Below are 26840 nucleotides of genomic sequence, written 5' to 3' on the forward strand. Positions count from 1 at the left end.
CATTATTTTTTATACATGCGAAGCATGCGTTGAGTTACTACAAAGCCACCAAAAATATTGATTGAAGTAATAAATATGGCTATGCCGCCTAGCCAGGTGATGCTTCCAATCAATTCACTTCCTGCAGCGATTAAAGCACCAAGTATAATAATACTGGAGATGGCATTGGTGACTGACATTAAGGGTGTATGTAAAGCTGGTGTTACTTTCCAAACTACATAATAGCCTACAAAACAAGCCAGTACGAAAATGGTTAATATCGTAATATAAGGATTACCAAGTGTATGAATCTCAGGCATTTTGTTGCTCCTTTACTTCCTGAAAGGGTAGGTAAGTTCCTTTATGACAAAGAACGGCTTGCTGGATAATCTCATCATCAGGATTTAAGTTAAATTCAGCCGGATTTTTTGCTAAAAGATTTATAAGATGAACCAGATTATTAGAATAAAGGTCACTTGCTGTAGCGGGGACGAGACCTGCCATATTACTCAATCCCACTATAGTAACTTCGCCATGCTTAATGATTTTATCCGCAACACTGAGTTCACAATTTCCACCTCGAGAGGTTGCGAGATCAATAATCACAGAGCCAGGTTTCATTTGCTCGACAGTTTTTTTGTGAAGTAAAACCGGGGCTTGACGTCCGGGTATCAATGCTGTGGAAATGACAATGTCTGCAATTTTTGCATAGTGATCAATGAGCTCAGCCTGAATTTTTTTATATTCTTCACTTGTTTCTGAAGCATATCCACCAGCTGTTTCACTATCTTGTTCCTGCATTACCTCTATGAATTCAGCGCCCAGGCTTTCAACCTGTTCTTTGGCTGCCTTTCTTACGTCAAAGGCATAAACCACAGCGCCCAAACGTTTCGCAGTAGCTATGGCTTGTAAGCCAGCGACTCCTGCGCCAAGAATGAGTACTTTGGCCGGTTGAATCATACCTGCGGCAGTCATCATCATAGGGATGGCTCTATGAAATGTTGCTGCAGCTTCCAAAACTGCTCTGTAACCAGCCAGGTTAGCCTGAGAGGATAGGCTATCCATGCTTTGAGCACGGCTTATCCTGGGAATGAGATTCATTGAAAATAATGTCATTTGCTGATCCAGGCACCACTTAACAAGTGGGCTAAGAGGATTGTTGTCTATGTGGCCAATTATCAGAGAATCTGAAGGTAAGCCATTTAAGTTTTTAGGATCAGGTTCATTAACACATAAAAGAATTTGAGTTTTTTTGAGTAAAGTACTTTTGCTGTCGAAAATTGTTGCACCAGCTTTTTCAAATTCTTCATTGGTAAAATCTGAGCTAAGCCCCGCGTTTTTTTCAATCCCTACGTCATAGCCTAGTTTTATGTATTGTTTGGCCGAGTTGGGAGTAATGGCTACTCGCGTTTCCTGAGCTGATTCCATTAAGGTTGCAATCATCATGGGAAAATCCTTATTACCGTTATTATTCTATCCTATTGTAATTTAGAATAATTTTCTACAGCATAAACTACCAATTTTGGATTTTTAAATTTGAACGAGTGAGGAATTAAAAAAGAAAAGGGCGTAATAAATACGCCCATGGTGTTAGTATGTTATAGACAGCAAGATTGAGTGCAGTCCTGTTCAAAACGGTGGATTCCTCCGGAGTGCTTTTGGCTTCTCAGTCTAGTCTGAGCTTGCTCACCACACTCTCAATCTGGCTTCCAAACTTGTACTGTTGGCTGAACAATGTTTGCCGTCTATGTTTCAATATTAGGCTAATGTTGTCATTAATTCCACTCAATTGCACTTATAAATTGCAAAAATTTTGTTAAACACCCTATCTTAATTGTTATGCTTTCCTACTGAAGAGAGCGCCACTAAAGATCGACGAAAAGGGTTTTCTGGAAGCATAGTGAGCATTTCCGGTTCTTAAGAATATTTGAGTAAAATATATTTTTCCTTTTTCATCTCGAGCTATGCCTATGCCCGTAAGATCATAGTTACCAACAATATTTCTTTTGTGTCCAGGGCTACGTAACCAGTTTTTGACAACATCCTGGGCATTTTTGTAGTTGTAAGCCACGTTTTCAGCTCCTGCATTTGAGTTTTTAATTTGTGTGTGTAACTTATCAATACGCTTATTAAAATATTTGTGGCCGAAAGGTATTGCGTGTTTTGCCATATCCATGGAATGAATTTTTGCTTCCTTTACGATGCGGTTATCCATTTTGAGAGGCGATAAGCCATGCTGTTGTCTGTAATTATTGATGTAAACTAATATTTCATTTTGAATGGCGGTGTCATTCATCGTGTTTTTGGGTTGTGGGGCAGCATAAGCAGGGAAGAGAAAACAATGTACAAGTATACCTAATAAGGTTATTGATTTAATTTTTATCAGATTCATAGGAAATCCTCATAATTTATTATTAAGAATAAAGGAATTATTTTGATCTGAATGGTTACTAAAAAACATGCTTTTGTCCAGTAGTTGCGAGAACTAAAAATCTACTGAAAGTATATTATTTGATTTTCTTGGGTTTAATTTTTATATTATGGTGTGGTTTTCGTAGGACTTCGTACACTATACTTTCAATCCATGCGTTTAAATATCGCTGCATTCGATGTAATGAAATCTGACCATTATAGCTACTTTTGGATTTATATTTTTTTACTTAGTTTTTCAATAGCTTCATCAATTTCTTCAACTTCACCAGAATAATGGTAATAAATACGGTTTTTGCTGCAATCGATGATCCCTAGTTGTTCTTTAGGCTGGTTATCAAATTGTTTAAAGATCCAGAAAATGGCTTGAGAATTATCATTTTTTATTTCTTTTAACAGATCAATCATCCTGTTTTCTTCAATTTCAGAATGTGTACAAACCAGGCCTGTTGAAGAAAGAGTAATTTTATAGGCGAAGTGTTTTTCTTTCATGATGATACTCCATTTAATTCATCATCTTAAAAACCATTGTAAAAACAAACTATAAAGCTTAACTGATTAAATTATAGTCTCTAATAAATAAGAAGGATAAAAAATTATAAACGGATTAATGCAGAAAAGAATCGAACGATTGATGAATACCAAAAAAAGTATAAAAAGACACCAATAACAGAGAATAAAGGGTAATGTATGTTAAGACTCTATGAGAATTTCAATGTACTATAATTTTAAAGAGTGAACATTAATTTATGGGCATTGGATAAAATGACTTCATCTAAGCATTACAAGGAAAGTATGACATTGCTGGTTGAGGGATCTCTAAGAGCAATTCCGCTCAATATCATTTTGGCTACATTGCTTGCCATTGACCTTGTTTATAATAATGTGCCTGCATTAATAATAGAGGCATGGATTTTTGGTATTGTCTTTATAAGCATGGTAAGAAGTCTTTTCTGTTGGAAAATAATTAAGTGGGGAGTGGAACAAAATAAAATACAATCCACTTTACTCAAGTTTTTTTTTCTTACTTTTGTCATGGGCAGTATATGGGGCACGTGTTACTTCATTACCCTACCTTATTTAAATGACCTTCATGAATTCATTATTATTTTGGTATTTGGCGGAATGTGCGCAGGCGCAATTGCTTCTCTCTCTGTTTATTTGCCAGCTTATTACGCCTATGTTTTTCCAATGCTTATACCAGTCATTATTTATAATTATGCCTTGTTAGATCTCGATAGAACGATTTTAGCAACCATGTTTCTGATTTTTATTGCTATGCTTATTATTTCTGCAAGGATTAATAATAGATTACTCAATCAAAATTTTCGATTGTTCAATGAAAAAGAACTATTAATTAGTGAATTGAAAGTGATGACAATAACTGATTCTTTGACAGGGTTATACAACAGGAGATATTTTGACACCCTATTCCCTCAGGAGTTTAATCGAGCAAGACGTAATCAGTATTTTTTAAGCCTGGTTTCAATAGATGCAGATAATTTTAAATTAATCAATGATAATTTGGGCCATCCCTTTGGCGATAAAGTCCTGATTAGCATCGCTGATTTATTAAAAAAAATATTTCGTCGTTCAAACGATATACTGTTTCGGCTTGGGGGAGATGAATTTGCAATAATTATCGCTAATCAGCCGATTAAAGACACAATATCTATTTGTCAAGCAATTAAAAATCCTTTTAAAACAGAAAATAATTATGGTTCAAACGAACAATTACTCATGAGTCATGTCACTTTAAGCATTGGGATTGTTTATATTCATTTTGAAAGTTCAGCCAGTGTAGAACACGCAATTATTGTAGCGGACAAGGCATTATATCAAGCTAAAAAAAATGGAAAAAACCAAATTGTAGTAAAAAAACTACTTTAATTGGGCGACATCCTGGAAGCAGCGTAGTGCGTTAATGGATTATAAATTGACAGTAAATCCTAATAAAATTCCATGTAAAACCGGGATATTTGAAACACTGCCAGTTTTTGAGTTCACATTTAATTTGACGTTAGGATCGTTACCAAAAACGCCCTGATACAGCAAACTCAAACTGGCTAAAGCAGTGATAGGATAACCAAAACCGGCTTGAATTTCTCCGGCTAATTGTGAAATTTCATTGATGGGGTAGAGATCAACTTGCCATGATCTGTAAGCCACACCACCCTTTAGTTGAGCAAAAAAAGAACTTCCAAATAAGGGGTCACTTTTGGCGGTAACTAGTAAGTCCAGCATGGGGCTAAGATTGGTTTCTACTGGTAGCCAGCCAAGGACTGATAGGGTTTCTCGGGGAATATTCAAGCGCATTTTATTGCCATTTTGAACCCCAAGCTCTAATCCCAGAGCTATATCTCCACTAAGCATTAGTTCATTAGCCAGAGCCAATCGACCTAAAGCGGTTTTGCCATCTTTTGAGTACATGTGCTGGTATCTGCCACTTCCAAAGCTGGCAATAATTGTCCATGGTTGGTCTTGAGAGGTGGGCTCAGGATAGTAACCATCAGCAAATACGTTGATTGATAATAAAATTCCTATTGCAATTAGTTGTAATTTCATTTTCATCTTTCATATCCCTGATTGAATTGGTTGGTTCTGAAAGCAGTTTTACCAAAAGAATCTTATATGAGCCAGCTGTAGTCTTTACACAATGGATATAATTTACTGCTTTATGCAATTCAATGAAAGCGGCAATTATAGCCTTATACCCTGTGAAGGATAACCAGGAATTGTAATTTGGCGGAGAGAGAGGGATTCGAACCCTCGATACGTTGCCGTATACACACTTTCCAGGCGTGCGCCTTCGACCGCTCGGCCATCTCTCCAACCGGGCAAGCTTATACTTGTCGGCAAATAAAAGCAAGACTGCGGTAACTATTAAAGAGGTTTTCCATCACATAAAGCAATATATTCTATTTCTTTATGATAATAAATTGTATCGCTTTATTTGAGTTTTAATTCAATGTATTCGTTACTTCAATGTTCAATTAGTATTGATTGTGTGCAAAATAAAGTGTATTATTCCTCAATTTTTTAGGAGTAAGATTAATGACATTGCAACATTCCATACAAAAAGGGGTATCTGATTTTAGTTTTATTATTGGCACAGGGTTAAAGTATGGTGGTGCTGGTGGACTTTTAGTGATGGCTGTTGTAGGCACAGTTGCTATTGATCTTGTCTTGCTTGCTGCTGCAGAAAGAAATCATAACAGTTTTTTGACTGGATTTGTGTTAGGCTCGATGTTTTCCAGAGGTAATTTGGATCCAGTTCCACTTTTGATCGCCTCTCCTATCACATCCGCTGTTGCTGTTGTGTTATCTGTTGCCTTGGGTGTTCCTGGCGTTGGTCTTGCGATACTGGCTGGATGGGCTTTGGCTGGCACTTTATTGGCTGTAGGTATGGGGTTGGAAGCGCTTGCCAAATCCATTGATCCTGAACCGTCATCTGAGTCAGATTATAGTTCTTGTTTGTGCTTTAACTAAGAGAGCCAAGAGGGGAGATCAGATTCTTTTCCCCTCTCAAAACAGTTTATCAGAAAATTATTTTTATAAATATTGTATATACTATATAGTAATAATGGTTCATTAAATCTTAGGATTGAATCATGTACTTACGTTTATTCGCTCTATCTGCATTGTGTTTAGTGACTTGTCCAGCTTGGTCTTTTACCTGTATCTATACCTTGGTTAAAGACAATTGTTGGACTGATTATGATGTTACTGTCGATGTCATTGAAGATTCTACCTCAAAAACGTTGTTGACGGTTACAGCTCCCAAAGGAAAATCATGGGCTAGAGGTACTTTCAATTGTGAGGCTGCCGAGGGGTTGAGATATGTCGCTCAATTTTCACCTGTCTTTTGGCAAAATGACGTCGGCAAAACCTATCCAGCATTAAGAAATTGGTATTTACCTGCAAAAGTTAATCCTGGGGATTTGGCCTGGACTATACCTGTTTGTTTTCCAGCTGATTTTGCTCAAGTACCCTTTCCACCTAATGTAGCAGGGAACTGTAAATGTGACTTCAAGAGTATTCCTGATCCTAAGCTTTAATTTATTTATTATTTGAACGCAATTTTATACTGTTTATAGCTAATGCATAGCGGGGCATAGCCAGAAAGAAGATCTTTGTGTATGATTTTGTGCTTATTTTGAGATGGAGCGAGCGATTGATTACAATAAGAAACAAAATCGGACAAATGTTGATTATGGGATTTCATGGTTCCGAACTGCATGATAACAGTCCAGTTGCTCAATGGTTATCTAATGATGGCCTTGGAGGAGTTTTATTATTTGACAAAGATCTTGCAACAGGGATATACGGCAAGAATTTAAAGAATCAGAGTCAGATAAGGCAATTGATTCGACAGCTTAATCGTTATGCATCAATGATTTCAGGAGGCAATGACGATCTGCCTTTATTTACTGCGATTGATTATGAAGGTGGAATGGTTGACAGATTAAGCAAAATAGAGGGTTGTACTCCTACCATGAAAGCCAGGGAACTTGCGAAATTGTCTAGTGATGATTTTGATGAAGAAGTCACCCAAATGGCTATGACATTGAAATCATTAGGGTTTAATTTAAATTTTGCCCCGGTTGTTGATTTAAATTTAAATGATTGTGCCGGAATTATTGGAAACTTGGGGAGAAGTTTTTCTACCAATCCAGAGGTCATTATTCGTTTGGCCAGACAGTTTGTTGATGTTTTTAGTCGTTATGGTATTGTTTGTGCCTATAAACATTTCCCTGGCCATGGCAGCGCTAACGGAGATACACATGAGGGTTTTGTAGATGTTACAGATACCTTTCAAACAGATGAACTAATGCCTTATCAGAGTTTATTAAAAGACCTTACTAATCCAGTAATGGTAATGACAGCACATGTCATCAATAAACATTTGGATAGTAAAGGGTTACCAGCTACTCTGTCCTACGATATTTTAACGTTATTGTTACGCCAAAGTATAGGTTATGACGGAGTCATTATCAGCGATGATTTACAAATGCACGCGATTGCAAATCACTATTCATTAGATGAGGCTCTTTGTCTTACCATCAATGCCGGGGCTGATATGGTCATATTTGCCAATCAGCTTGGAACTATTACTGCTCCGGAAGTTATAGATGTGATTGAGAAACTGGTGATTGACAAGCAAATTCCTTCTCAACGTATTGACGAGGCGTATAGAAGGATAGTACGTCTAAAACAGCAAGTTATATGCAGTGAATTGATCAATACGTAATGTTCATGTCAGGTGGCAACTGTCGGATTTATGAAACATCTGGTTACCACAAAAATCTCACCCATCTGGAGAGGCGCGTTCTTCTTTTCAGCATCAACAGACACAGTTGTTTGAGATCGGGTTTAAGGAATTTAACCAGCATCAGTATGGTGTGTTCTGTGAAGAATATAATTGACTCAATTTATTTATCCTATTGACTAGAAGAAAAATCGTGTTACAATATGTACTCTAAATGAACAGTTTTAGCTATGGGTGATGGCTTTTATGTCAATTCAATCATTATATCATTACAATTCCTCATTATTTCACTCCATATACCAAGCCATCTGTTGTTGCTGCTAATCATACTTTGCCTAAATAAATAATTAATTAATGTTTTAAGGATTCAGCTATGTGTGCAGCACACCACCAAAAAAATAAATATATTTTTAGTACTCCACTAATTTACGCATTGATGATTGGGCTTGGGATACTAAGTGGATTATCCGATTTACCTTTCTTAAAGGAAACAGGGCTTTTAATTTCTGATTTATTTATTAAATTGTTCAAGTGCATTAGTTTACCAATTATTTCCTTATCGATTATTGTAACGCTGGCAAATTATCAAACAGATAGTTTGATGAAGAGTGTATGGCAAAGAACAATTAAATATACTTTTGCAACCACTCTGGTTGCTGCATTAATCAGTTGTTTTTTATATATTTTGATTAATCCAAGTACTGTTCAAGTCAATTTGGACGCAGCCAACCCAAAATCTACCAGCAGTCTGGGGTATCTTGGGTATTTGAGTAATATGATACCGACTAATTTATTATCTCCATTCCTGGAGCAACAGGTTATGGGGGTATTGTTGCTTAGTATTGTTATAGGTTTTGCTGTTCGTCAAATACCGGAGGCAGAGCCCCGAGAAACTATTATTCGATTTTTCCGTGGTGCTCACGGTATGTTTTTAGTGATGACCCGATGGATAATTAAATTAATACCTTTAGGATTATTCGGTTTTATTACTTCGACTGTAATTCAGTTGCGATCAGGGATGGATATTAGGGGGATTGGTCAATACTTGATGATTATCGTTTTGGCTAATTTGATACAAGGATTAGTCATTCTGCCTTTATGGCTTAAATCAAATGGCATTAAACCCTTCTCTTCGATGCGGGCAATGTTACCTGCGTTATCCGTCGCTTTTTTTTCCAAATCTTCTGTTGGAACTTTGCCTGTTACAATGAATACGGTAGAGACTAATTTAAAGGTTAATCCTCAAGTGAGCCGTTTTGTTTTACCATTGTGCACAAGTATTAATATGAATGGATGCGCAGCATTTATTTTTGCCACAGTCATTTATCTTATGCAAAGCCATGGCATTCAAGTATCTTATGCTACTATGGGAATATGGGTTTTAGTATCAACTATTGCGGCAATAGGGAATGCCGGGGTTCCTATGGGCTGCTTTTTCTTGAGCGTTAGTTTACTCTCCAGTATGAATGTGCCTATCACCCTAATGGGAGTTATTCTACCCTTCTATGGTTTGATTGATATGTTGGAAACTGCCTTAAACGTATGGTCCGATGCTTGTGTGACCAAGGTTGTTAATGATAAAGCAGAAGGTAGTTATGGAGTGGTGGGTTTAAAATCAAAGGATCGTTCACTATTAAATGCAGAGTTAGGTTAAAGCCAGTAAATCTTCAAGTGCAAATGACTATAACTCACATATAAGTCTCCAGAAAATATATTGGAGACTTATATCTATGAAATCAGATTGTAATTTGTAAGAGATCAGTCCCCTACCTGAACTCAAATCCGACCGTTAGCGGATATTTAAAGATGAGGGCACTAACCTGTAATTTGAACTATTGCTGAGAACTCTCTTTGCAGAATTGGCTTGATTAATCAATTAACAATTTCTCACAAATTGAAAAATACATATTTTCAAGCGTATTCAAATCCTTTAGAGAAGTACATTCGTTAACCTGATGAATGGTAGCATTTACCAGTCCCAGTTCTATGACTTCAACCCCATAAGGTGCTATAAAACGCCCATCTGAAGTCCCACCACTTGTTGAAAGCTCAGGGAGAGTCCCAGTATGTTCAAGCACTGCTTGTTTGCAGCTTTCCAGCAATATGCCTTTATTTGTTAAGAATGGTTCGCCATTTAATCGCCATTCTATAACGGGGTTAAGATTTTGACGTTTAAAGGCGTTAAGTACTTTCGTTTTTAATGATTCGTCTGTTTGCTCTGTCGAATATCTAAAGTTCAAATGCAGATTTAATTCGCCTGGGATAATATTACCCGCATGCCCTCCACAATGGATATAAGTTATTTGCATTGATGTGGGAGGGAAATAGGCATTGCCATTATCCCATTGTATTGAAGTTAGCTCAGCTAATACAGGGCTAATTCTATGAATTGGATTGTCAGCCAAATGCGGATAGGCAACATGTCCTTGTTTTCCACTCAGATGTATTTTGGCACTTAATGATCCACGTCTTCCAATCTTGATGACATCACCTGCTTTCAAGCTGCTTGAAGGTTCACCTACTATGCAATAATCAATAACAATCCCTTGCTGATCCAGTTTCTGCATCACATAGGGTGTACCCAAATTAAATTCATCGCCTTCCTCACCACTGGTGATCAGGAATCCTAGTCTGCCAGGAAAGGAAGGATAAGTTTTAATAAATCTCCTGGCCATATGCAACATACAGGCCAGGCTGCCTTTCATGTCAGCAACTCCACGACCATAGAGTACGCCATTTTTTTCTTCGAGAAAGAAAGGATCAGTATCCCATTTTGATAATTCACCAACAGGAACGACATCGGTATGGCCTGCGAATACCAATAAAGGCCCAATTTTTCCATAGCAGGCAAAGAAATTGGATACGGGTCCATTATCCATTTGTTGACAAGTAAATCCCAATTGTTCCAGAAATTGAATCATGTATTTTTGGCAGCCAGCATCTTCTGGTGTAATGGAAGGAAAAGCAATGAGGTGAGTCAGAATTTCTTTAATATCAGTCATCTTAATTGGCTCTTAGTAAATCATTAATGCTTACTTTCGCACGAGTTTTTTCATCAACTTGTTTCACAATGACAGCACAATATAAACTGTGGCTTCCATCATGACTTGGCAAATTACCTGCAACAACTACTGAGCCAGCCGGAATTCTGCCATAACTTATTTCGCCGGTGATTCGATTGTAGATTTTAGTACTTTGACCTAAAAATACTCCCATCGATATGACGGAGTTTTTTTCTACGATAACCCCTTCCACGATTTCAGAACGAGCACCAATAAAACAATTGTCTTCAATGATGGTTGGGTTGGCTTGCAATGGTTCTAAAACACCCCCTATCCCTGCGCCACCAGATAAATGAACATTCTTGCCTATTTGGGCACAAGAACCAACAGTTGCCCAGGTATCAACCATTACTCCTTCATCAATATAGGCGCCTATATTGACATAAGAAGGCATTAAAACAGTATTTTTGGCAATATATGCTCCACGTCGCACCATGGCATGAGGAACAACTCTTACCCCTGATTGTTGAAATTGCTCATTACTACAATCCGAATATTTTAGCGGTATTTTATCGTAAAACTTGCAAAAACCCGCATCTATGATTTGATTTGGGAAAAGTTTAAAGGATAAAAGAACGGCCTTTTTAAGCCATTGATGAACTGTCCATTCACCATTTATTTTTTCAGCGACTCTGAATTGGCCATTATCAAGACCACTGAGAACTTCATTAATGGCATTGATCAAATCTGAGGAGGCTGTGTTGAGCGATAAATTTTGACGGTTTTCAAAGGCTTGTTCAATTAGAGTTTGAAGTGAGTTCATGTTTTATTCCTGTAAAGAGGCTATTAAATTATCTTTTATTGCCCATTGTTCATTTAACCATTCTTTGAATGCATTTTGTGCCTGAAAATCGTTGATAAGATTTGCTGACGTAAATTGTGCTGGGATAGGGAGTTGACGAATAATGATTTTAACTTTTTTGACTCGTTTGCAAAGAAAATCCCAAAGAGAATGTTTTTTTTCTGCATAAACGATAGTGACGTCAATCAGGCTTTTTATCTGTTGTCCCATGGAATTAATGATAAAACTAATACCGCCTGCTTTGGGTTTCAATAAATAATTATAAGGGGATTGTTGCTGTTCTTTTTTTACTTTAGTAAAACGGGTTCCTTCTACAAAATTCATAATAGAAGCTGGGGTTCTCTTGAAAGTTTCTATGGCTTTACGAGTTGAAATTAAATCTTTTCCTTGTTTATGAGGATTTTTAGCCAAATACTCTTTACTATAGCGCTTCATAAACGGACAACCCATAGCCCACCAGGAAAAACCAAGTAGAGGAATCCACTTTAACTGATCTTTGATAAAAAATTTTAAAACGGGTATTTTTCTGTTAAACAAACGTTGAAGAATAACAATATCTAACCAGCTTTGGTGATTGGCAACGACTAAATACCAATCTTTAGGAGTTAAATCATTTAACCCGGAGATTTCCCAATGTATTTTTTGGGCTTTATCCACATAAAGGTTATTTATTCCACACCAAAAGGTAGCAATCTTATCAACACAACGAGTGCAAAGGGATTGCCAGCTTTTATTAGGAAATAATTTTAATAATCCAACAAATAATATGGGGATAAAACAAAGAGTTGTGGACACGATCAAGGCGAAAATAGCTCCAATCGCATGGAGTTGACCACCATTTTGTTTATTTTTTTGCATGAAATACTTCTCCTATACACATCTGTCCTGGTTCTTTTTAACAGTCAGAACCAGGATTTACATCTTTTAACTTAAAGCATGCTCCAGATCGGCACGCAGATCATCAATGTGTTCAATACCCACAGATAATCTTATGAAGCCGTCTTCTATGCCTAAAGCTTTGCGTTGTTCGACTGGAATAGAGGCATGGGTCATAATTGCGGGGTGCTCAATTAAACTTTCTACACCTCCCAGGCTTTCTGCCAAAGTAAATAATTCACAACGGGCTAAAAATCGCTTGGCATCTTCAAGATTACCTTTAAGTACCATGGATATCATACCACCAAAATCGTTCATCTGTTCCTTGGCAAGAGAGTATTGCGGATGGCTTTTTAATCCAGGGTAAATGACTTTTTCTATCTTGGGATGAGTGCTAAGCCAGTTAGCCAGATGGTTCGCGTTTTCGCAGTGTCTTTGCATGCGAAGAGATAATGTTTTTAAGCTTCTCAGAACCAGGAAACTGTCGAAAGGACCAGCTACAGCGCCGCATGAGTTTTGCAAAAAAGCAATTTTATCAGACAACGCCGGGTTGTCACCGACTACAACGACACCACTGACTACATCAGAATGTCCGTTCAGATATTTGGTTGCTGAATGTAGAACAATGTCAAATCCGAGCTCAAGAGGGCGTTGAATCCAGGGCGTTGCAAAGGTGTTATCAGCTACTGTAATCAAATTATGTTTTTTTGCAATAGCCGCGATTTTTCGTAAATTAGCTAGTTTTAGCATGGGATTGGAAGGGGTTTCCAACCATAGTAATTTGGTTTTCGGAGTTATTGCGGCTTCAACATTTTCTGGTTCTGACATATCAATAAAAGAAAAGGATAAATTGGAAGTTCGTGTTTTTACTTTATCAAAGAGCCGGAAAGTTCCTCCATAAAGATCATCCATGGCAAGAACGTGATCTCCGGAATCTAACAAATCAATAACCGTATTGATGGCGGCCATACCCGAAGCAAAAGCAAATCCTTTTTGGCCAGACTCAAGACTTGCTATGCAATCCTCATAGGCTTTTCTGGTGGGGTTTTGGGTACGTGAATATTCATAGCCAAGATGTTCCCCAGGAGCAATTTGCTTATAAGTGGAGGTAGCATAAATAGGAGTCATCACTGCCCCCGTACTTTGGCATGGTTCTTGTCCAGCATGAATTGCGCGTGTATCGAAATGAGTTTTATTCATTTTTTATTCCCATAAAAATATTTAAATTCAAAGAAATACCAATAGGCGACCAAGGGTTTGATTAAAAATTATACTTTTGGATCTTTTTTTTGCTAAAGTTCATAGTATAAATGCCGATATTTTTATAGAGTCATTCTAGAGAGGGATGCATGCGTAGGCAAGAAATCAATTATGAAAAAGTTGCCAAGGCCGCAGAAAAAATAAAAAAAAGAGGCATAGAGCCGTCTGTAAATGAGATTCGTGACGAACTTGGGTTAGTTGGGAACCATCCGCAATTGTCAATTTTGTTGGAGGAGTGGTATCACAATCAACCAGAATTTAAACGAAAAAGCAACACACCTTTGACTGAGAATATTAATTTAAATCCCGATGAAATTCGCGAAAAAAATGTTGAACTTGAAAAATCAATTTCGCTGTTACGGGCAACACTCGAATCCACTGCAGATGGCATTATGATGGTTAATGGGCATGGGGCTGTTGTAGATTGGAATCAAAAGTTTGTAGAAATGTGGCGAATTCCTTCTTATATGATGGAGTCGGGAAAAGAAAGTATCAGTTTTGAATACATACTTGAACAACTTATTGATCCACAATCTTTGATTGCTGATGTGCAATATCTTTATCAAAATCCTGAGTGGCAAGGTGAATTACCTGAACTTCATTTCAAAGACGGTCGGATTTATGAGCGCTTTACTCAGCCACAGCGTGTGGGCTCACAAATTGTGGGACGAGTATATAGTTTCCGTGATGTTACTCAAAAAAGGATGGCTCTCGATGAGTTGAGAATACGTGAACGTGCCATTGAAGCCAGTACACATGGCGTGGTGATTATTGATGTAACAAAAAATGAGAACAAAGTCATTTATGTCAATCGAGCTTTCGAAAGAATCACAGGATATGTGGAGCAATATGCTTTAGGGAAGGGGCTGCTTACCTTGCTGGGTTCAAATTTGGAGGAGGTAAACCATAAACGAATTGAATTGGCGATTAGGGAAAGTAAAGAAGAAACCATTGAAATGGAAAGCATAAAACGAAATGGAGAGTTCTATTGGTGTGAAATCAGCGTTGCTCCTGTTAAGGATTCTTTTGGCTATGTAAAACATTACATTTGCATTTTAAATGATGTGACTCAACGGCGTGATATGGAAGATCAATTGCTGTTGCAAGCAACTTATGATTCCCTGACTAATTTACCAAACCGTGTCTTACTGATGGATAGAGTGGAGCAAGCCATTCTACAGGCAAGAAAGAACAAGACAATTTTGGCGTTTTTATTTTTGGATTTAGATCGGTTTAAATTGACTAATGATACTTTAGGACACAGCATGGGGGATAAATTATTGCAAGCCATTGCCAATCGATTACTCATTGTTACAGAGGATTTTGATACGGTTGCCAGATTGGGGGGAGATGAGTTTGTGATATTACTCACAGACATAGACAATATGCTGGAAGCTGAAACAATTGCACAAAATATTTTAAAAGCTATAGAAAAACCTATTCAAATAGATCAACATAGCTTGAAAATTACAGGTAGTTTGGGAATCAGCTTTTATCCCAGAGATGGTGATGATTACGAATCTCTGATGAAAAGTGCTGATTTGTCCATGTATCATGCAAAAGATACTGGAAGAAATAACTATCGTGTCTATGAACCTGAAATGAATAGGCGAGTCATTAATCATATGCAATTAGACAATGCGTTAAGGGATGCTTTAAAAAATGATGAATTATTTCTGGTTTATCAACCATTGATTGATTTAAAGCAATCCAGAGTAGTTGGATTCGAGGCGTTAATGCGATGGCACAGCAAGATATTGGGACTTGTTAGCCCGGCAGATTTTATACCCATGGCAGAAGAAAATGGCATGATTTTGGAAATGGGTGAATGGGCAATGAAGCAAGCCTGTATGCAAGTAAAAGAATGGCATAAGGCTGGCTTTAAAAATTTAAGTATTGCAGTGAATCTTTCTGGAAGGCAGTTTCGACAAAAAAACTTGCCGGAGGTTGTTTCGCGAGTATTAAAAAGCACTGGTTTGCAATCGAGGTTTTTGGAGCTTGAATTGACTGAAAGCTTGTTGATAGAAGACATAGATCACGTTGTAGATACCATGTATGCATTGAAGGACATGGGAACCAAATTAGTCATTGATGACTTTGGTACAGGATATTCAAGTTTGTCTTATTTAAAACAATTTCCCGTAGATAAACTGAAAATTGATCGTTCGTTTATTTCTGAAATGGTAAGCAATCAGAATGACGCGGCTATTGCCAAAGCGATTATTAACCTGGGCCACAGTTTAAATCTTCAGGTTCTTGCGGAGGGTGTTGAAAATGAATTTCAAAGAGACTTTATAACATCTCATGGATGTGACTATGCTCAAGGATATTTTTTTAAGGCTCCTGATACTCCCGAAAATATATTAGAATTTTTAAAGAATTTATCTGAATCGAAAATAAAATAATCACTAATTCCTTAAGTGATGAACTCCTGCCTACTCTCAAAACTCAAATCCCACCATAAATCTCTTCAAATCGGTATGGTTTTTGCAAGAAACGGTTAAGTTAATCGAGTAGTTTCTGTTGGCTTTGTTTATTTTATCTTTCATGCTGTTTACATGAAGGGCAAGTATATTGAACAACTCAAAAAGACAGGTTGAGCCTGAGACTTACTTTTATTCGAGAAATATATTGATTGAATTTGTGTATTTTTTAAGGAGATTCGGAATAGATGTAGTGAAGATATAAAATGGGTTGGGAGGATAAATGAAGCACATTACCATAATTGGGGCCGGGTTAGCGGGAACTTTGTGTGGTTTATATCTTGCTAGAAGAGGCTATCAAGTAGAGTTGTTTGAATCAAGACCAGACATTCGTAATAGTCCCACTGATTATGGTCGCTCAATTAATCTTGCTTTGTCGTGCAGAGGAATTACTGCTTTAAAAGCAATGAACCTATTGAGTGAAGTAAATAAAATCATGGTTCCAATGCGGGCAAGAGCTATTCACGAGGCCAATGGTGAAGTTCATTATCAACCATTTGGACGCCATATTGATGAATATATCAATGCTATTTCTCGTTCTGATCTTAATGCCTTGCTTTTAAATAAAGCGGAATTATATCCTAACATTAAATTACACTTTAATATGAAATTGCACTCTCTTGATGTTCATAATAAAAAAATTAAATTTGAAAATAAAAATGGTGATTTTGATGAAATTTCATATCATAGACTAATTGGCGCGGATGGCGCACCATCTCATGTAAGAGAAATGTTGAAAAATGAGGGGATAGTTAGCGCAAGCAGAGATTTTTTATCTCATGGGTACAAGGAACTTTCAATTAGCAAAAAACATACAACAGGGATGGCCAGGGAGCATTTGCATTTATGGCCACGTGATTCATTTATGCTATTAGGTAACCCTAATCCTGATGATTCAATTACAGGTTCTTTATTTTTAGCTAATGAAGGGAAAGACAGTTTTACTGAACTGAATAATGAAGAAAAATTACATTTATTTTTTAAAAAGCAGTTCCCTGATGCCTACGCAGCTATGCCAAATTTGGTTCAGGAATTTTTTGGTAATCCTACTGGACATTTGAGTACTATCAAATGCTCACCCTGGTACTATAAAGATGAATGTTTATTAATAGGTGATGCAGCACATGGGATAATTCCATTCTTTGGGCAAGGAATGAATAGCGCATTTGAAGATTGTCGTATTCTTGATGAATTGTTGGATGAATACGAAGATGATTGGTCGCGAGTGATTCCTGTTTTTTATGAACAAAGAAAAGTGAATACTGATGCCATAGCAAAAATGTCTATGGGTAATTATCATGAGATTCATTCCGACATTAGAAATCCAAAGTTTATTTTACAAAAGCAAATTGAACGGGAGCTCATGTTACGATATCCGGAACATTATGTTTCCATGCATGTTTTGGTTATGTTTACCAATACCCCGTATTCCAAGGCGATGGCAATAGGTGAGTTGCAATCTAGCCTTCTAGAGAAAATTTGTTTTCCAATAACTGATATTAAGGAGTTAAATTGGCAAGAAGTAGAGAAATTACTTGGTAAATATGACAAAAAATTGGCGAAAATTATTTGATTTAATCTAGCCCCTTCATTTTAAATGAAATTTTTAGTCAAAGTTTTGTCAGAGAAGATGAATTCAGGGACATTTTTTTGTCGCTACCTGAGGTTTATTAGCGCAAATAATAAAAAACAACCCATATTTTGTTAAATTTATGTACTTTTTGATAAAAAAGATGGCACATCTTCTGCAGTATAAACTTGTCAAAATCAAGTTTATATGGAGTCTGTTATGAAAACTGTTCAAGCCTATATTGATTCAAAACAACATGAGTTCATGAATCATCCTTTCTTCAATATTTTAGAGGAATTAAATAGTATAGAAGAAATCAGTTATTTTGTTCCGGAATTAACATTTTGGGCAATGACTTTTCAAGATATACTGCGAATTAATGAAGAAAGAGTAACTGATCCTTATTTAAAGAAAGTAGCTCGACATCACAGATTAGAAGATGCAGGACACGAAAAATGGTTTTTAAGTGATAAAAAATACATGGGTGAAATATGTGATAACAAGGCCTGTGATCGCGATGATGTTGCCTGGCTATACAGTAAGGATTCTCAATTGGTACGTGATGCTGCCTATTCTATTATGTCTGAAATTTATAAGATAGAGGATGAAAATCTGAATATTGTCTTGCTGCTGACCTTGGAATCATCAGGACATGTATTTTTTGAGAAAGTTGTAAAACAAGTTAAAAAGACGGGTGAAGATAAAAATCTGAAATACTTCTCAAGTTCTCATCTTGAAGTAGAATTAGCACATGCTTTATTTGAAGAGGAAATGGAAAGAAAAGTATATTCCAGAAGATTACCAATTAGCACTCGCAGAGAAGCACTAAGAATGGTAGATCGTTGCTATGATGCATTTAGCAAGATGTTTGATGGATTAATTCTTGCTTGCAATAAGAGATTGGAATTGGCAAAAGAAAGGAATCAACATGTCACAAAATCATTGGAGCTTAGAGAAAATCAAGCAGTATAAGGAAGATACCGGACAAGCGTTGCTCAGTGATGAGCAATCGCTTGTTTTATTTGGTCAGGATTTTGGCAAGCTCATTCAATCAAAGCCCATAGCCGTGTCCGTTCCTCAAAGTATAGAGTCATTACAATCGTTAATTCTATTCGCCAATCAATATCGCTTACCAGTGACTATTCGCGGTAATGGTTTAAGTCAAGGTGGCCAAGCATTACCCATTCCTGGTGGATTAACAATTTCTATGCGGTCTTTCAATAAACCGCTTGATTTGAGTGAAGATATCATTTGGGTTGAAGCCAATACCAGCTGGAAGAATCTGCTTGAAAAATCATTACTGAAAAATAAAGCCCCCTATGTACTGCCTTATAACTGTAATTTGTCGGTTGGCGGTGTTTTATCTGCAGGTGGAATAGGAGCTTCTTCTTTTAAATACGGTGTTATTAATGCTTATGTTTCAGCATTGGAAGTGATTGATGGCATGGGGAGAAAGCAAATTGTTGAAAAAAACTCACCGCTATTTCAAGCCTGCCTTTCAGGGCAAGGTCGATTTGGTGTCATTACCAAAGCATGTATTCAGCTACGACCAGTGCAACCTCGCGTCAAAACTTTTTTTCTGGTTTATGCTGATCAGAATCAATGGTTTGAAGATATTTATAAAATACAGGGTAAAGTAGATTATATGGAGTTATTTTGCTCTCCTTCAATTCAGGGAGCTCAATTGAAAGAAGGGAAACGTGTTCCTATAGCTCATTGGTTGTATGGCTTGCATCTCTCTGTCGAATATGATCAACATGTAGAAGATATTTTAGGGCAGTTAAAGCCATGGAATGTCCTGAACATACAGGAAGAAAGCATTTTATCTTATTTTTTAAGGCATGACTCTCGCTTTGACATGATGAAATTGACAGGGCAATGGGATTTGTTACACCCTTGGTATGAATGTTTTGTCCCTACCTCATTTCTAAAAGGAATACTTTCCCAACTATTAGAAGAATTACCACTTCATTATGCCAGTTTGGTTCATGTAGTTCCAATTGCCCAGCAAAAAGCCGGGTTTATGATGCTGCCAGATAGTGATTCAATTTGTGAGTTCATGATTTTAAATCCAGGAGTACCTTATTCTTTAGAGGAAAGTTGCCTGCAGGCGATTGAGAGTCTCGATAAGTACTTGCTACAAAATAATGGTAAACGCTATTTATCAGGTTTCTTAGGTACAGAATTACCAGACAATTATTGGTTAAAGCATTTTGGAGAAAAATACGATTCTTGGGTAGGTTTAAAAAAACAGTATGATCCAGCAGGTATTTTTTCATCGGTATTACATCAAATATAAAGAGTATTGTGCAAACCCATGCCTTGTAATAGATACTAATGCGTGGTGGCAGATCTGATGGATAAAGGTATGAATTCAGCCTGGATAAAGATATATTATCTACAGGGCTTACGAAAACCCCCAATCGCTTTGTTGAAAAATGTTTTTAATTCGGTCATTTAGTTTATCTAAACTCCTTCATTAAAAACATTTTTTGCTTTGACCTTGGGGTTTTTCGTAAGCCCTGATCTAGTGATCTTGAAGTGAGGATGATAAAGATCTATTTTGTGGTAGGATGCTATGTATCGATATTATTTAAAGAGAAGGATGAATTTGTTTTGATAGGTTTAACTGGGATTGGAAACGTATGAAATTTGATATTCAATTTTTGTTTTCAGCCAATTACGCTAAATGGATAATCATTAGTTTAGTCTCCCTGTTTGGTATTTTGATTATTTATGAATGGTCCACCTTATTTTATCCATTGACTTCTGTTAAGGCTATCCCGGGTTCAAATACAAAGCCTATTGCTGGAATGAAAGAAGAGAATCTAAATTATATTTTCAATACATCCTTATTTGGAGTTTATGTTCCTGCAGATTTGAATGAGGATAATGTAAAACAATCGATGTTGAATGTTACTTTGGTCGGTATTCTTTTTGCAGACAAGATAGAAGAGTCTCAAGTGATTATACGTTCTGCCAGTGGGGAAGAAAAAACCTATTACGTAGGAGATAAAATTCCAGGTGGTGCAACAATTAAACGTATTATGCCAGGAGGAGTGCTTGTTGAAAGAGATGGCACTTTAGAAAGTTTAAGTCTTCCGAAAAATGATTTAACCTTTGAACCTGTCGCTAAGCCTTTAAAAGAGGAATAAATGGCATGCAACGTATCTTTAAGTTATTCATTCTAATAATTTTTATTCCCATGATGGCTGCCTGTATAACTGGTACCTTAAATTTACGCGAAGGGATCCAATGCTTTAAAGCTCAGGATTACAGGAAGGCATTCATTCGCTTGAAACCGGAAGCTCAAAAGGGAAATCCTGATGCTCAGTATGCTGTAGGTTATATGTATTATTATGGTAAGGGTGTGGTAGAAGATAGAAAAAAAGCCCGTTTCTGGATAACCTGCGCTGCAAGAGCAGGTCAACCAGATGCCATAGTTGCTCTTGGAATTCTTGATCGCCAAGCCAGACAAGACAGAAGACTATTTGAAGATAATAACTTGCAACATTTTCCCGTTGATAATGGTTTGTAAGTTTTTTTACTTTAATCTAATTTCATTTATTAATGTACTTTCTTAAAAAACGTAACCGTTGACGCCATGGTGTGAACAGTTACTAAAAAACATGGGTAAAATCCGGGAGAGGTTGGTTTTCACTAACCGTGCGCGTTAATAATCAAAGAGGCCATGTAACAAAAATACACAAGTAAAAGTATCCCCCCAGGCCAGGAAGATGTCTTTTTTTGGTAATAATAATTTAAAAATAATAAAAGTAAGGTAATGGAAAGCATGACCGGCATGTCACGCCATAATACTACGTTGCTAATTTTAGTTGGGTTCAATAGTCCCGGGAGAGCCAAAACTAACAACATGTTATAAATATTTGATCCGAGTATTGTACCAAGCGCTATAGAATCCTCTCCTTTGATAGCTGCGACCAGGGCTGTAGACAGCTCTGGTAAAGAGGTACCTATGGCAACAATGATCAATCCAATGGTGGATTCACTTATACCAGCCCATTTTGCAATTTCAGATGCATTATAAACTATGTATTTTGAACAAATAGGCAGAATCAATAAACCTATAGCGATACTCAATAAATTAGCCGGGGTTGAACGACAGGAGAGTATACTTGATCTAAATTCATTAATTGATAAATCCTTTTTATGCGAGTGATTAGCCAAATAAATGAAATAACAGAGTACAGCTATACATCCAATCAAAAAAAGGCAACCATCTATTGTACCCAGGTAACCATCCAGTATTAAACTGTATGCAAACAGCATGACAATGATCAATATTGGGTATGTTTTTTTTAGTTTATTGTAATGAAAAGATGTTGGTTTTATAAGGATTATAATCCCTAAGATTAAGCCAATATTTGCTATGTTTGATCCAATGGCGTTTCCAATTGCCAGATCATTTTTATCTTTTAAGGAAAAAATAACAGAGATGAACAATTCGGGGGCACTGGTACCCAATGCAACAATGGTTAAACCAATGATAAGTGGTGATAATTGAAAACGATGGGCTAGACCTGAGGCACCAGCAACCAAATGATTAGCAGCCCAAAGAAGGGCAATAAAACTGATAATCAAATTCAGAATGGGATTCATTTTTGTACTCGATATTTTTTAATGATAATAATACGAGAATGGTTTATAGGATATAATTTATAGAGATTAAGTTTCACTTTATATTCAGGTTCTGTCAGGACTTACGAAATCCATCAATATCTTCGTTAAAAAATATTTTTAATTCAGTCATTTAGTTTATTTATGCTCACTCATTAAAAGCATTTTTTGCCATGACCTTATAGTTTTTCGTAAGTCTGGTCTGTTTGTATTGATACCATAATGGCATAAAAATTTTTATTTTTTATGCCCTGTAGCTCACATATTTTTATACGTGTTCTGTTACAGTATTAGACTTCTAAAGAAGAATAATCATCTACAGGTAAGGCTAACGTTTGAAAAATACGTCAGTAGCTAGCGTAATCACCGTGCTAAAAAAAGTGCTAGAGGTTTTCATGAAAAGGACAAATTCAATAATCAAAGCAAATATTTGAGGAATTTATAGAATGTAAAGCCAACTCCCTAAGCTACGTGCCGTAAACTATTCGCGCTACGCAGCTTGGGGGAACAAGTTGTCAACTGGTCTTAATGAATAGCTAAGGAAGGTGGTTGAATTTCTTCAGTTGGCAGATGTTCTATCTCTAGAGTTTTCTGTTCGGGTAATTTGGTTTGAGATACAAGCATCAGCATACCCATGGTTGCAAGAATGAGTCCCAGAATTTGTACGGCACTCTCAAGCCTGAATGATATGTTGTTGTCGCCGGACTCTGGGTCTACTTTGAGAGTATTGCCGATTAAACCATTAATGCCCTTTATCACATCTTCCGGCTGTATACTTTTGATCTTTTCACACACGGCTTCATTTGCAGCCTTTGAAACATCCTGAGTAAAGCGCTCAACAGCACCATTAAAATGTTTGGACAACACTTCTATACTTTGTTCAGAATTGAGACCAATATTACCCAACAATTTCTGCATTATACCTGTACTGCCAGCCAACGGGGTACTTGCCTCTGTTTTTTTCTTTGAGTTTAGAGTAGGGCTGGATACCTCTTCAATGCCAGGGTTATTTGTGGATAAATCATTACTACCATCTTTGATGGTGTCATCGGAAGGAGACAAAGCATTCAACATCCCTTGTTTCAAACGGTTAACAGCAGCTTTTATGACTACCTCGCCAATAAACTCTTCTGTTGATTTCTTCAAATTACTCCCTACTTCAACAACTCTATTTTTAATTTCAGTCGAAAAATTAGTAATGACACGCGAAACAGCAGATAATATAGACATAATGTTTACCTCTCTTGTTAAGTGCAAACAAATAATAAGGATAGAACATTAAGTGAACATTAAGAAAATGTTAAGTTTGTAACATTTCTTTACAAAAAAATGTAAATTAAAGGTAATTGTTCATTATTTATTAAATAATGAATAAATAAACTCTTTGTAAATTTTTTGTTACATTGTATTGGCTTATCCGGATTTAAGAGTTAATACACCACTTGGTGTTTTTTAAACGGCTCTTCATTAGGCATCGCCCACCATTAATTTGGATAGTATCAAGGTGGTTGGTTTGGCAAGACCCAATGTTGGCAATGTTTCTTTTGTAAACCATTGTCCACTGGATTCAGAGACAAAATTATTCGTAGGCTGTATTCTTATACTTAATGCGGTTATTTCCAAATGAAAATGGCTGAAGCTGTGTTTAAACCGGGTAATTAGCTTTGGGCTTTCTCCCTGCAACCTATAGATGAGTTGGATATGCTGAATAGGGCAAGCTTGATTATCTATACTGGGTAAACACCATAACCCTCCCCATAGCCCTGTGGGAGGTCTTTTTTCCAAATAAACCTGATTTTGTTCATTATGCAACACCAGGAACTGTTGTGATAACGTTGGACGTTGTTTCTTTATTTTTTTTGTTGGATAAAGATGTTGCTTTTTATTTTGAAAGGCCAGACAATGATTTTTAACTGGGCAACGCAGGCACTGAGGATTTTTATTTGTACAACATGTTGCCCCTAAGTCCATAATTGCCTGGGTATAATCCGCACATCGTTGATTGGGCATACAGGAAGATGCAAGCTCCCATAGTTTTTTTTTAACCTGAGCTTGTTCCGGCCAACCTTCAATTAAAAAAAATCGAGATAAAACTCGTTTAACATTTCCATCTAAAATAGCAGCTGGTTTATTAAAAGCTTGTGATAGTATAGCTGCTGCAGTCGATGGTCCTATTCCTGGCAGTTGGACTAAAATATCCAGATCTTCAGGAAATACTCCATTGTATCGATCACGAATTATTTTGGCTGTGTTATGAAGATTTCTGGCACGACTGTAATAGCCCAACCCTGACCAGAGAGAGAGGACTGCATCTTCTTCTGCATTAGCAAGTAAAAAAATATCGGGAAAATGCCCTATAAAACGATTAAAATAAGGAATAACCGTTTGGACTTGAGTTTGTTGTAACATGATTTCCGACACCCAAACTCTGTAGGGAGAACGGGGTAATTGCCATGGTAAATCTTTACGTCCATGTTGGTCATACCAATCAAGCAGTAATTGACTGAAAGATTGGTTTAAAGAGTTTGTACTCAATGGATTAACTCTTTAAGCGGTTTTTGTATTATTTTTAAGGGTTTTGTCAGAGCTGATTTGATTGCTAAAGAACTTAATACAGGACTAATCGTTTTAAAATCTGGCAAAACTATGGGATGTTCAACTGTGCCAGATACTACCAATGGGAAATACCCGCCCAGGGCTTGTTGAATTTTTTGCAAAGTATTGTCAGTACTATTATCGTTTAGCGTGGCCTTGATACTGGAATTTATTTCCTGATTTAGCAGATTAATTCGCCCTTCTCCATTCACCTGGAGTTTATCGGTCTGCAGCAAAAATGAATCGCTGCTAATTGTTCCAGTTTGTAACTGAAATTTAAAATTTGCTAATTTAAATTTGGTATTGCCTTGTGTGTTTTTATTTTTATCCCAATCCGCTGATTGAGTCAGTTTTTTTATGTTCTCTGGAGTTTCGGTTATAAGCGAATTAAGTTTTATTTTTAGATTATCAAGTAATTGATCAAGATTGATATTATAAATCTCCCCGTCTTTAAGTGTAATGGTCCCTTTACTAATAAGGTTCTCGGCACTGAGTGTTTTCAAGGGTATTGAGGCATGAATTGAGTAATCTAAATTACCGCTAATTGCTGGATGTTTTAATAAAGAAGTGATTAATTGTTTTCCATCTAAATTGGTTGCCGTTTGATTAAGTAACAATTGTTGGGTAGCGATTACATAGACCATATCTCCTATCGACTCTCCATTATAGAGTGACAAAGTAAGGGGATTAAATTGAATGTCTCTTTTATGAGTTTTAACAGTGGTATTGATTTTTTTGATGGCGAATTGATTCAATAAAATATTTTGTATTTGTAATTGCCCGTCTATGGAGGACTTGCTAATCTCCGAGTTAAGTTCAGCAATGATTGAGGGAGAAAGACTGACTCGACCTTTAAAATTGATATTAGCTTTCGCTGTCTGTAAAAAAGCAGCATCAGTTAGCTTGGCTTTAATTTGTATAGCAAAAGGCGAATTTTTTAAATTAAATTGTTCTGCTCCGATTTGAATATTTTTTAAGACAGTAGAGTGCCCTTTATTGTTAAGGGTAATTTGTCCATGGCTTAATAATAATTTTTGAATGGCAAATTGCTCATTGGAGTACGTTGTGGTGTTGTACTGATTAACATTTTTTTCAGAAGCGTCGGGTTTTATATTATTGTCTTGATTGATGAGTAATTTTAGGCCATCAATGTTAATTTCACTAAATACAAAGTTTCCTCTCAACAAAGGGGTAATTTTTAAATTTAATAGCAAGGTATCAATCAGAAGAGAATAATTGTCATTTAAATTGTCATCACCTATATGTATCTTGGTGAATTTGAGTCCAGGTCTTGGGAACAATTGCCAGGAAATAGCCCCATCAATATGGCTTTGCTTGTGAGTGATTGCTGTGATTTTATTACTGACTAATTGCTTAATGGTTTCGGGTTTAATATTTTTTGCTAAAATCCATAAAGTAATAGATACGAAGAACATTAAAGCAGTAAAAGCAAGTAGAATTTTTCCTAGCAATTTCATGGGATAGAACCAGAGTTTAAAAACAAAAGCATATAGATAAAGGAGTTTCTGTCAAGAAGGATTTAAGACTATATTTATGCATTCTAACAAATTGGGAAAATATTCTTAAAAAAATTCTGTTTAACTATTGAAACTATCATATAGGCAAATTAGACTGAATAAGAGAGGTTTTTTTTTTGGACTTATGAGTTAATGTATTACCAGATTTTTTGTTGATGTTCTAATCTTGGTCCTAAATTTAACAATATCAGGGAATTTTTAAGTCTTTGAAGGTCAAATATGACTTCATGCGTGTTTGTGAAGAAAACTCTGTATTAGTCAAAGTGATGACTAAGATTCTAAATTGAGATGAGACGTTGATTTTAATAGTTGAGATGTAATCAGGAGGAGTTAATTAA

The 26840-nt window shown here is 36.5% G+C and carries 24 protein-coding genes and 1 tRNA gene; 11 read left to right on the forward strand and 14 right to left on the reverse strand.

From position 1 onward, the window contains the following. Positions 1-2: 2 nt before the first annotated feature. The 4 genes from CC34_RS0103270 to CC34_RS0103285 form a co-directional block, all read right to left on the reverse strand. Positions 3-299 carry a proton-translocating transhydrogenase family protein gene (locus tag CC34_RS0103270; protein ID WP_027221238.1) on the reverse strand — a complete coding sequence of 99 codons (297 nt, stop codon included), beginning with the start codon at positions 297-299 and terminating at the stop codon, positions 3-5. Further along, positions 292-1425, reverse strand: a complete 1134-nt coding sequence (locus CC34_RS0103275) for a Re/Si-specific NAD(P)(+) transhydrogenase subunit alpha (RefSeq protein ID WP_028379145.1) — start codon at positions 1423-1425, stop codon at positions 292-294. The genes CC34_RS0103270 and CC34_RS0103275 overlap by 8 nt, the downstream gene beginning before the upstream one ends. A gap of 391 nt (positions 1426-1816) precedes the next feature. Beyond that, a complete protein-coding gene (locus CC34_RS0103280; RefSeq protein ID WP_027227587.1) occupies positions 1817-2371 on the reverse strand; it encodes a CAP domain-containing protein in 555 nt (184 codons plus the stop codon). A 254-nt stretch (positions 2372-2625) separates the two neighbouring features. Beyond that, the gene (locus tag CC34_RS0103285) at positions 2626-2901 is read right to left on the reverse strand and encodes a hypothetical protein (protein ID WP_027227588.1); all 276 of its coding nucleotides are present in this window, start codon (positions 2899-2901) and stop codon (positions 2626-2628) included. Positions 2902-3174: 273 nt separating this feature from the next. Here CC34_RS0103285 and CC34_RS0103290 point away from each other — a divergent pair, with 273 nt between their 5' ends. After that, positions 3175-4299: a GGDEF domain-containing protein gene (locus CC34_RS0103290; protein ID WP_028379146.1), complete on the forward strand. Its 1125-nt coding sequence runs from the start codon at positions 3175-3177 to the stop codon at positions 4297-4299. Between the two features lie 39 nt (positions 4300-4338). Here the strand turns inward: CC34_RS0103290 and CC34_RS0103295 are convergent, their stop codons facing one another. Continuing rightward, positions 4339-4980 (reverse strand): hypothetical protein, encoded by a 642-nt coding sequence (locus tag CC34_RS0103295; RefSeq protein WP_027227590.1) that lies wholly within the window; start codon positions 4978-4980, stop codon positions 4339-4341. A 172-nt stretch (positions 4981-5152) separates the two neighbouring features. Next, positions 5153-5240 (reverse strand) — tRNA-Ser (locus tag CC34_RS0103300). A 223-nt stretch (positions 5241-5463) separates the two neighbouring features. Here CC34_RS0103300 and CC34_RS0103305 point away from each other — a divergent pair. From CC34_RS0103305 to CC34_RS0103320, 4 genes are all read left to right on the forward strand, one after another. After that, positions 5464-5898 carry a hypothetical protein gene (locus CC34_RS0103305; RefSeq protein ID WP_027227591.1) on the forward strand — a complete coding sequence of 145 codons (435 nt, stop codon included), beginning with the start codon at positions 5464-5466 and terminating at the stop codon, positions 5896-5898. Between the two features lie 122 nt (positions 5899-6020). Beyond that, positions 6021-6467, forward strand: coding sequence for a hypothetical protein (locus CC34_RS0103310; RefSeq protein ID WP_027227592.1), 447 nt, complete (start codon positions 6021-6023; stop codon positions 6465-6467). 116 nt (positions 6468-6583) lie between these two features. Beyond that, positions 6584-7660, forward strand: coding sequence for a glycoside hydrolase family 3 N-terminal domain-containing protein (locus CC34_RS0103315; RefSeq protein WP_027227593.1), 1077 nt, complete (start codon positions 6584-6586; stop codon positions 7658-7660). Positions 7661-8051: 391 nt separating this feature from the next. Further along, positions 8052-9332: a dicarboxylate/amino acid:cation symporter gene (locus CC34_RS0103320; protein ID WP_027227594.1), complete on the forward strand. Its 1281-nt coding sequence runs from the start codon at positions 8052-8054 to the stop codon at positions 9330-9332. A gap of 214 nt (positions 9333-9546) precedes the next feature. Here CC34_RS0103320 and dapE read toward each other — a convergent pair whose 3' ends face one another. The 4 genes from dapE to CC34_RS0103340 all read right to left on the reverse strand — a co-directional run bounded on the left by dapE (position 9547) and on the right by CC34_RS0103340 (position 13618). Beyond that, positions 9547-10680 carry a succinyl-diaminopimelate desuccinylase gene (dapE, locus tag CC34_RS0103325; RefSeq protein WP_027227595.1) on the reverse strand — a complete coding sequence of 378 codons (1134 nt, stop codon included), beginning with the start codon at positions 10678-10680 and terminating at the stop codon, positions 9547-9549. A 1-nt stretch (position 10681) separates the two neighbouring features. Next, on the reverse strand, positions 10682-11503 hold the full coding sequence (gene dapD / locus CC34_RS0103330) for a 2,3,4,5-tetrahydropyridine-2,6-dicarboxylate N-succinyltransferase (protein WP_027227596.1): 822 nt from the start codon (positions 11501-11503) through the stop codon (positions 10682-10684). Between the two features lie 3 nt (positions 11504-11506). Continuing rightward, on the reverse strand, positions 11507-12400 hold the full coding sequence (locus CC34_RS0103335; RefSeq protein ID WP_027227597.1) for a 1-acylglycerol-3-phosphate O-acyltransferase, YihG family: 894 nt from the start codon (positions 12398-12400) through the stop codon (positions 11507-11509). A 66-nt stretch (positions 12401-12466) separates the two neighbouring features. Beyond that, positions 12467-13618 (reverse strand): trans-sulfuration enzyme family protein, encoded by a 1152-nt coding sequence (locus CC34_RS0103340; protein ID WP_027227598.1) that lies wholly within the window; start codon positions 13616-13618, stop codon positions 12467-12469. A 149-nt stretch (positions 13619-13767) separates the two neighbouring features. On the opposite strand from CC34_RS0103340, the gene CC34_RS0103345 reads away from it, so the two are divergent. The 6 genes from CC34_RS0103345 to CC34_RS0103370 all read left to right on the forward strand — a co-directional run bounded on the left by CC34_RS0103345 (position 13768) and on the right by CC34_RS0103370 (position 21269). Beyond that, positions 13768-16083: an EAL domain-containing protein gene (locus CC34_RS0103345; RefSeq protein ID WP_027227599.1), complete on the forward strand. Its 2316-nt coding sequence runs from the start codon at positions 13768-13770 to the stop codon at positions 16081-16083. Between the two features lie 301 nt (positions 16084-16384). Beyond that, the gene (locus CC34_RS0103350; protein WP_027227600.1) at positions 16385-17734 is read left to right on the forward strand and encodes an FAD-dependent oxidoreductase; all 1350 of its coding nucleotides are present in this window, start codon (positions 16385-16387) and stop codon (positions 17732-17734) included. A 216-nt stretch (positions 17735-17950) separates the two neighbouring features. Further along, a complete protein-coding gene (locus tag CC34_RS0103355; protein ID WP_027227601.1) occupies positions 17951-18703 on the forward strand; it encodes a hypothetical protein in 753 nt (250 codons plus the stop codon). Beyond that, positions 18660-20030 (forward strand): FAD-binding protein, encoded by a 1371-nt coding sequence (locus CC34_RS0103360; protein WP_027227602.1) that lies wholly within the window; start codon positions 18660-18662, stop codon positions 20028-20030. Before CC34_RS0103355 ends, CC34_RS0103360 begins: the two co-directional genes overlap by 44 nt. Before the next feature lie 346 nt (positions 20031-20376). After that, on the forward strand, positions 20377-20886 hold the full coding sequence (locus tag CC34_RS0103365; RefSeq protein ID WP_027227603.1) for a type II secretion system protein N: 510 nt from the start codon (positions 20377-20379) through the stop codon (positions 20884-20886). 5 nt (positions 20887-20891) lie between these two features. After that, complete coding sequence (locus CC34_RS0103370) at positions 20892-21269, forward strand: tetratricopeptide repeat protein (RefSeq protein ID WP_027227604.1); 378 nt, start codon at positions 20892-20894, stop codon at positions 21267-21269. A gap of 122 nt (positions 21270-21391) precedes the next feature. On the opposite strand, the gene CC34_RS0103375 is transcribed toward CC34_RS0103370, so the two are convergent. From CC34_RS0103375 to CC34_RS0103390, 4 genes are all read right to left on the reverse strand, one after another. Next, positions 21392-22351, reverse strand: a complete 960-nt coding sequence (locus tag CC34_RS0103375) for a calcium/sodium antiporter (RefSeq protein WP_027227605.1) — start codon at positions 22349-22351, stop codon at positions 21392-21394. 543 nt (positions 22352-22894) lie between these two features. Then, positions 22895-23626, reverse strand: coding sequence for a type IV secretion protein Dot (locus CC34_RS0103380; RefSeq protein ID WP_080272107.1), 732 nt, complete (start codon positions 23624-23626; stop codon positions 22895-22897). Positions 23627-23836: 210 nt separating this feature from the next. Further along, positions 23837-24904 carry an A/G-specific adenine glycosylase gene (gene mutY / locus CC34_RS0103385; protein ID WP_027227607.1) on the reverse strand — a complete coding sequence of 356 codons (1068 nt, stop codon included), beginning with the start codon at positions 24902-24904 and terminating at the stop codon, positions 23837-23839. Continuing rightward, entirely contained in the window at positions 24901-26442 is a 1542-nt protein-coding gene (locus CC34_RS0103390; RefSeq protein WP_027227608.1) for an AsmA family protein, read from the reverse strand. The genes mutY and CC34_RS0103390 overlap by 4 nt, the downstream gene beginning before the upstream one ends. Between the last annotated feature and the right edge of the window lie 398 nt (positions 26443-26840).

The organism is Legionella pneumophila subsp. fraseri, assembly GCF_000586315.1.
Taxonomy (GTDB): domain Bacteria; phylum Pseudomonadota; class Gammaproteobacteria; order Legionellales; family Legionellaceae; genus Legionella; species Legionella pneumophila_B.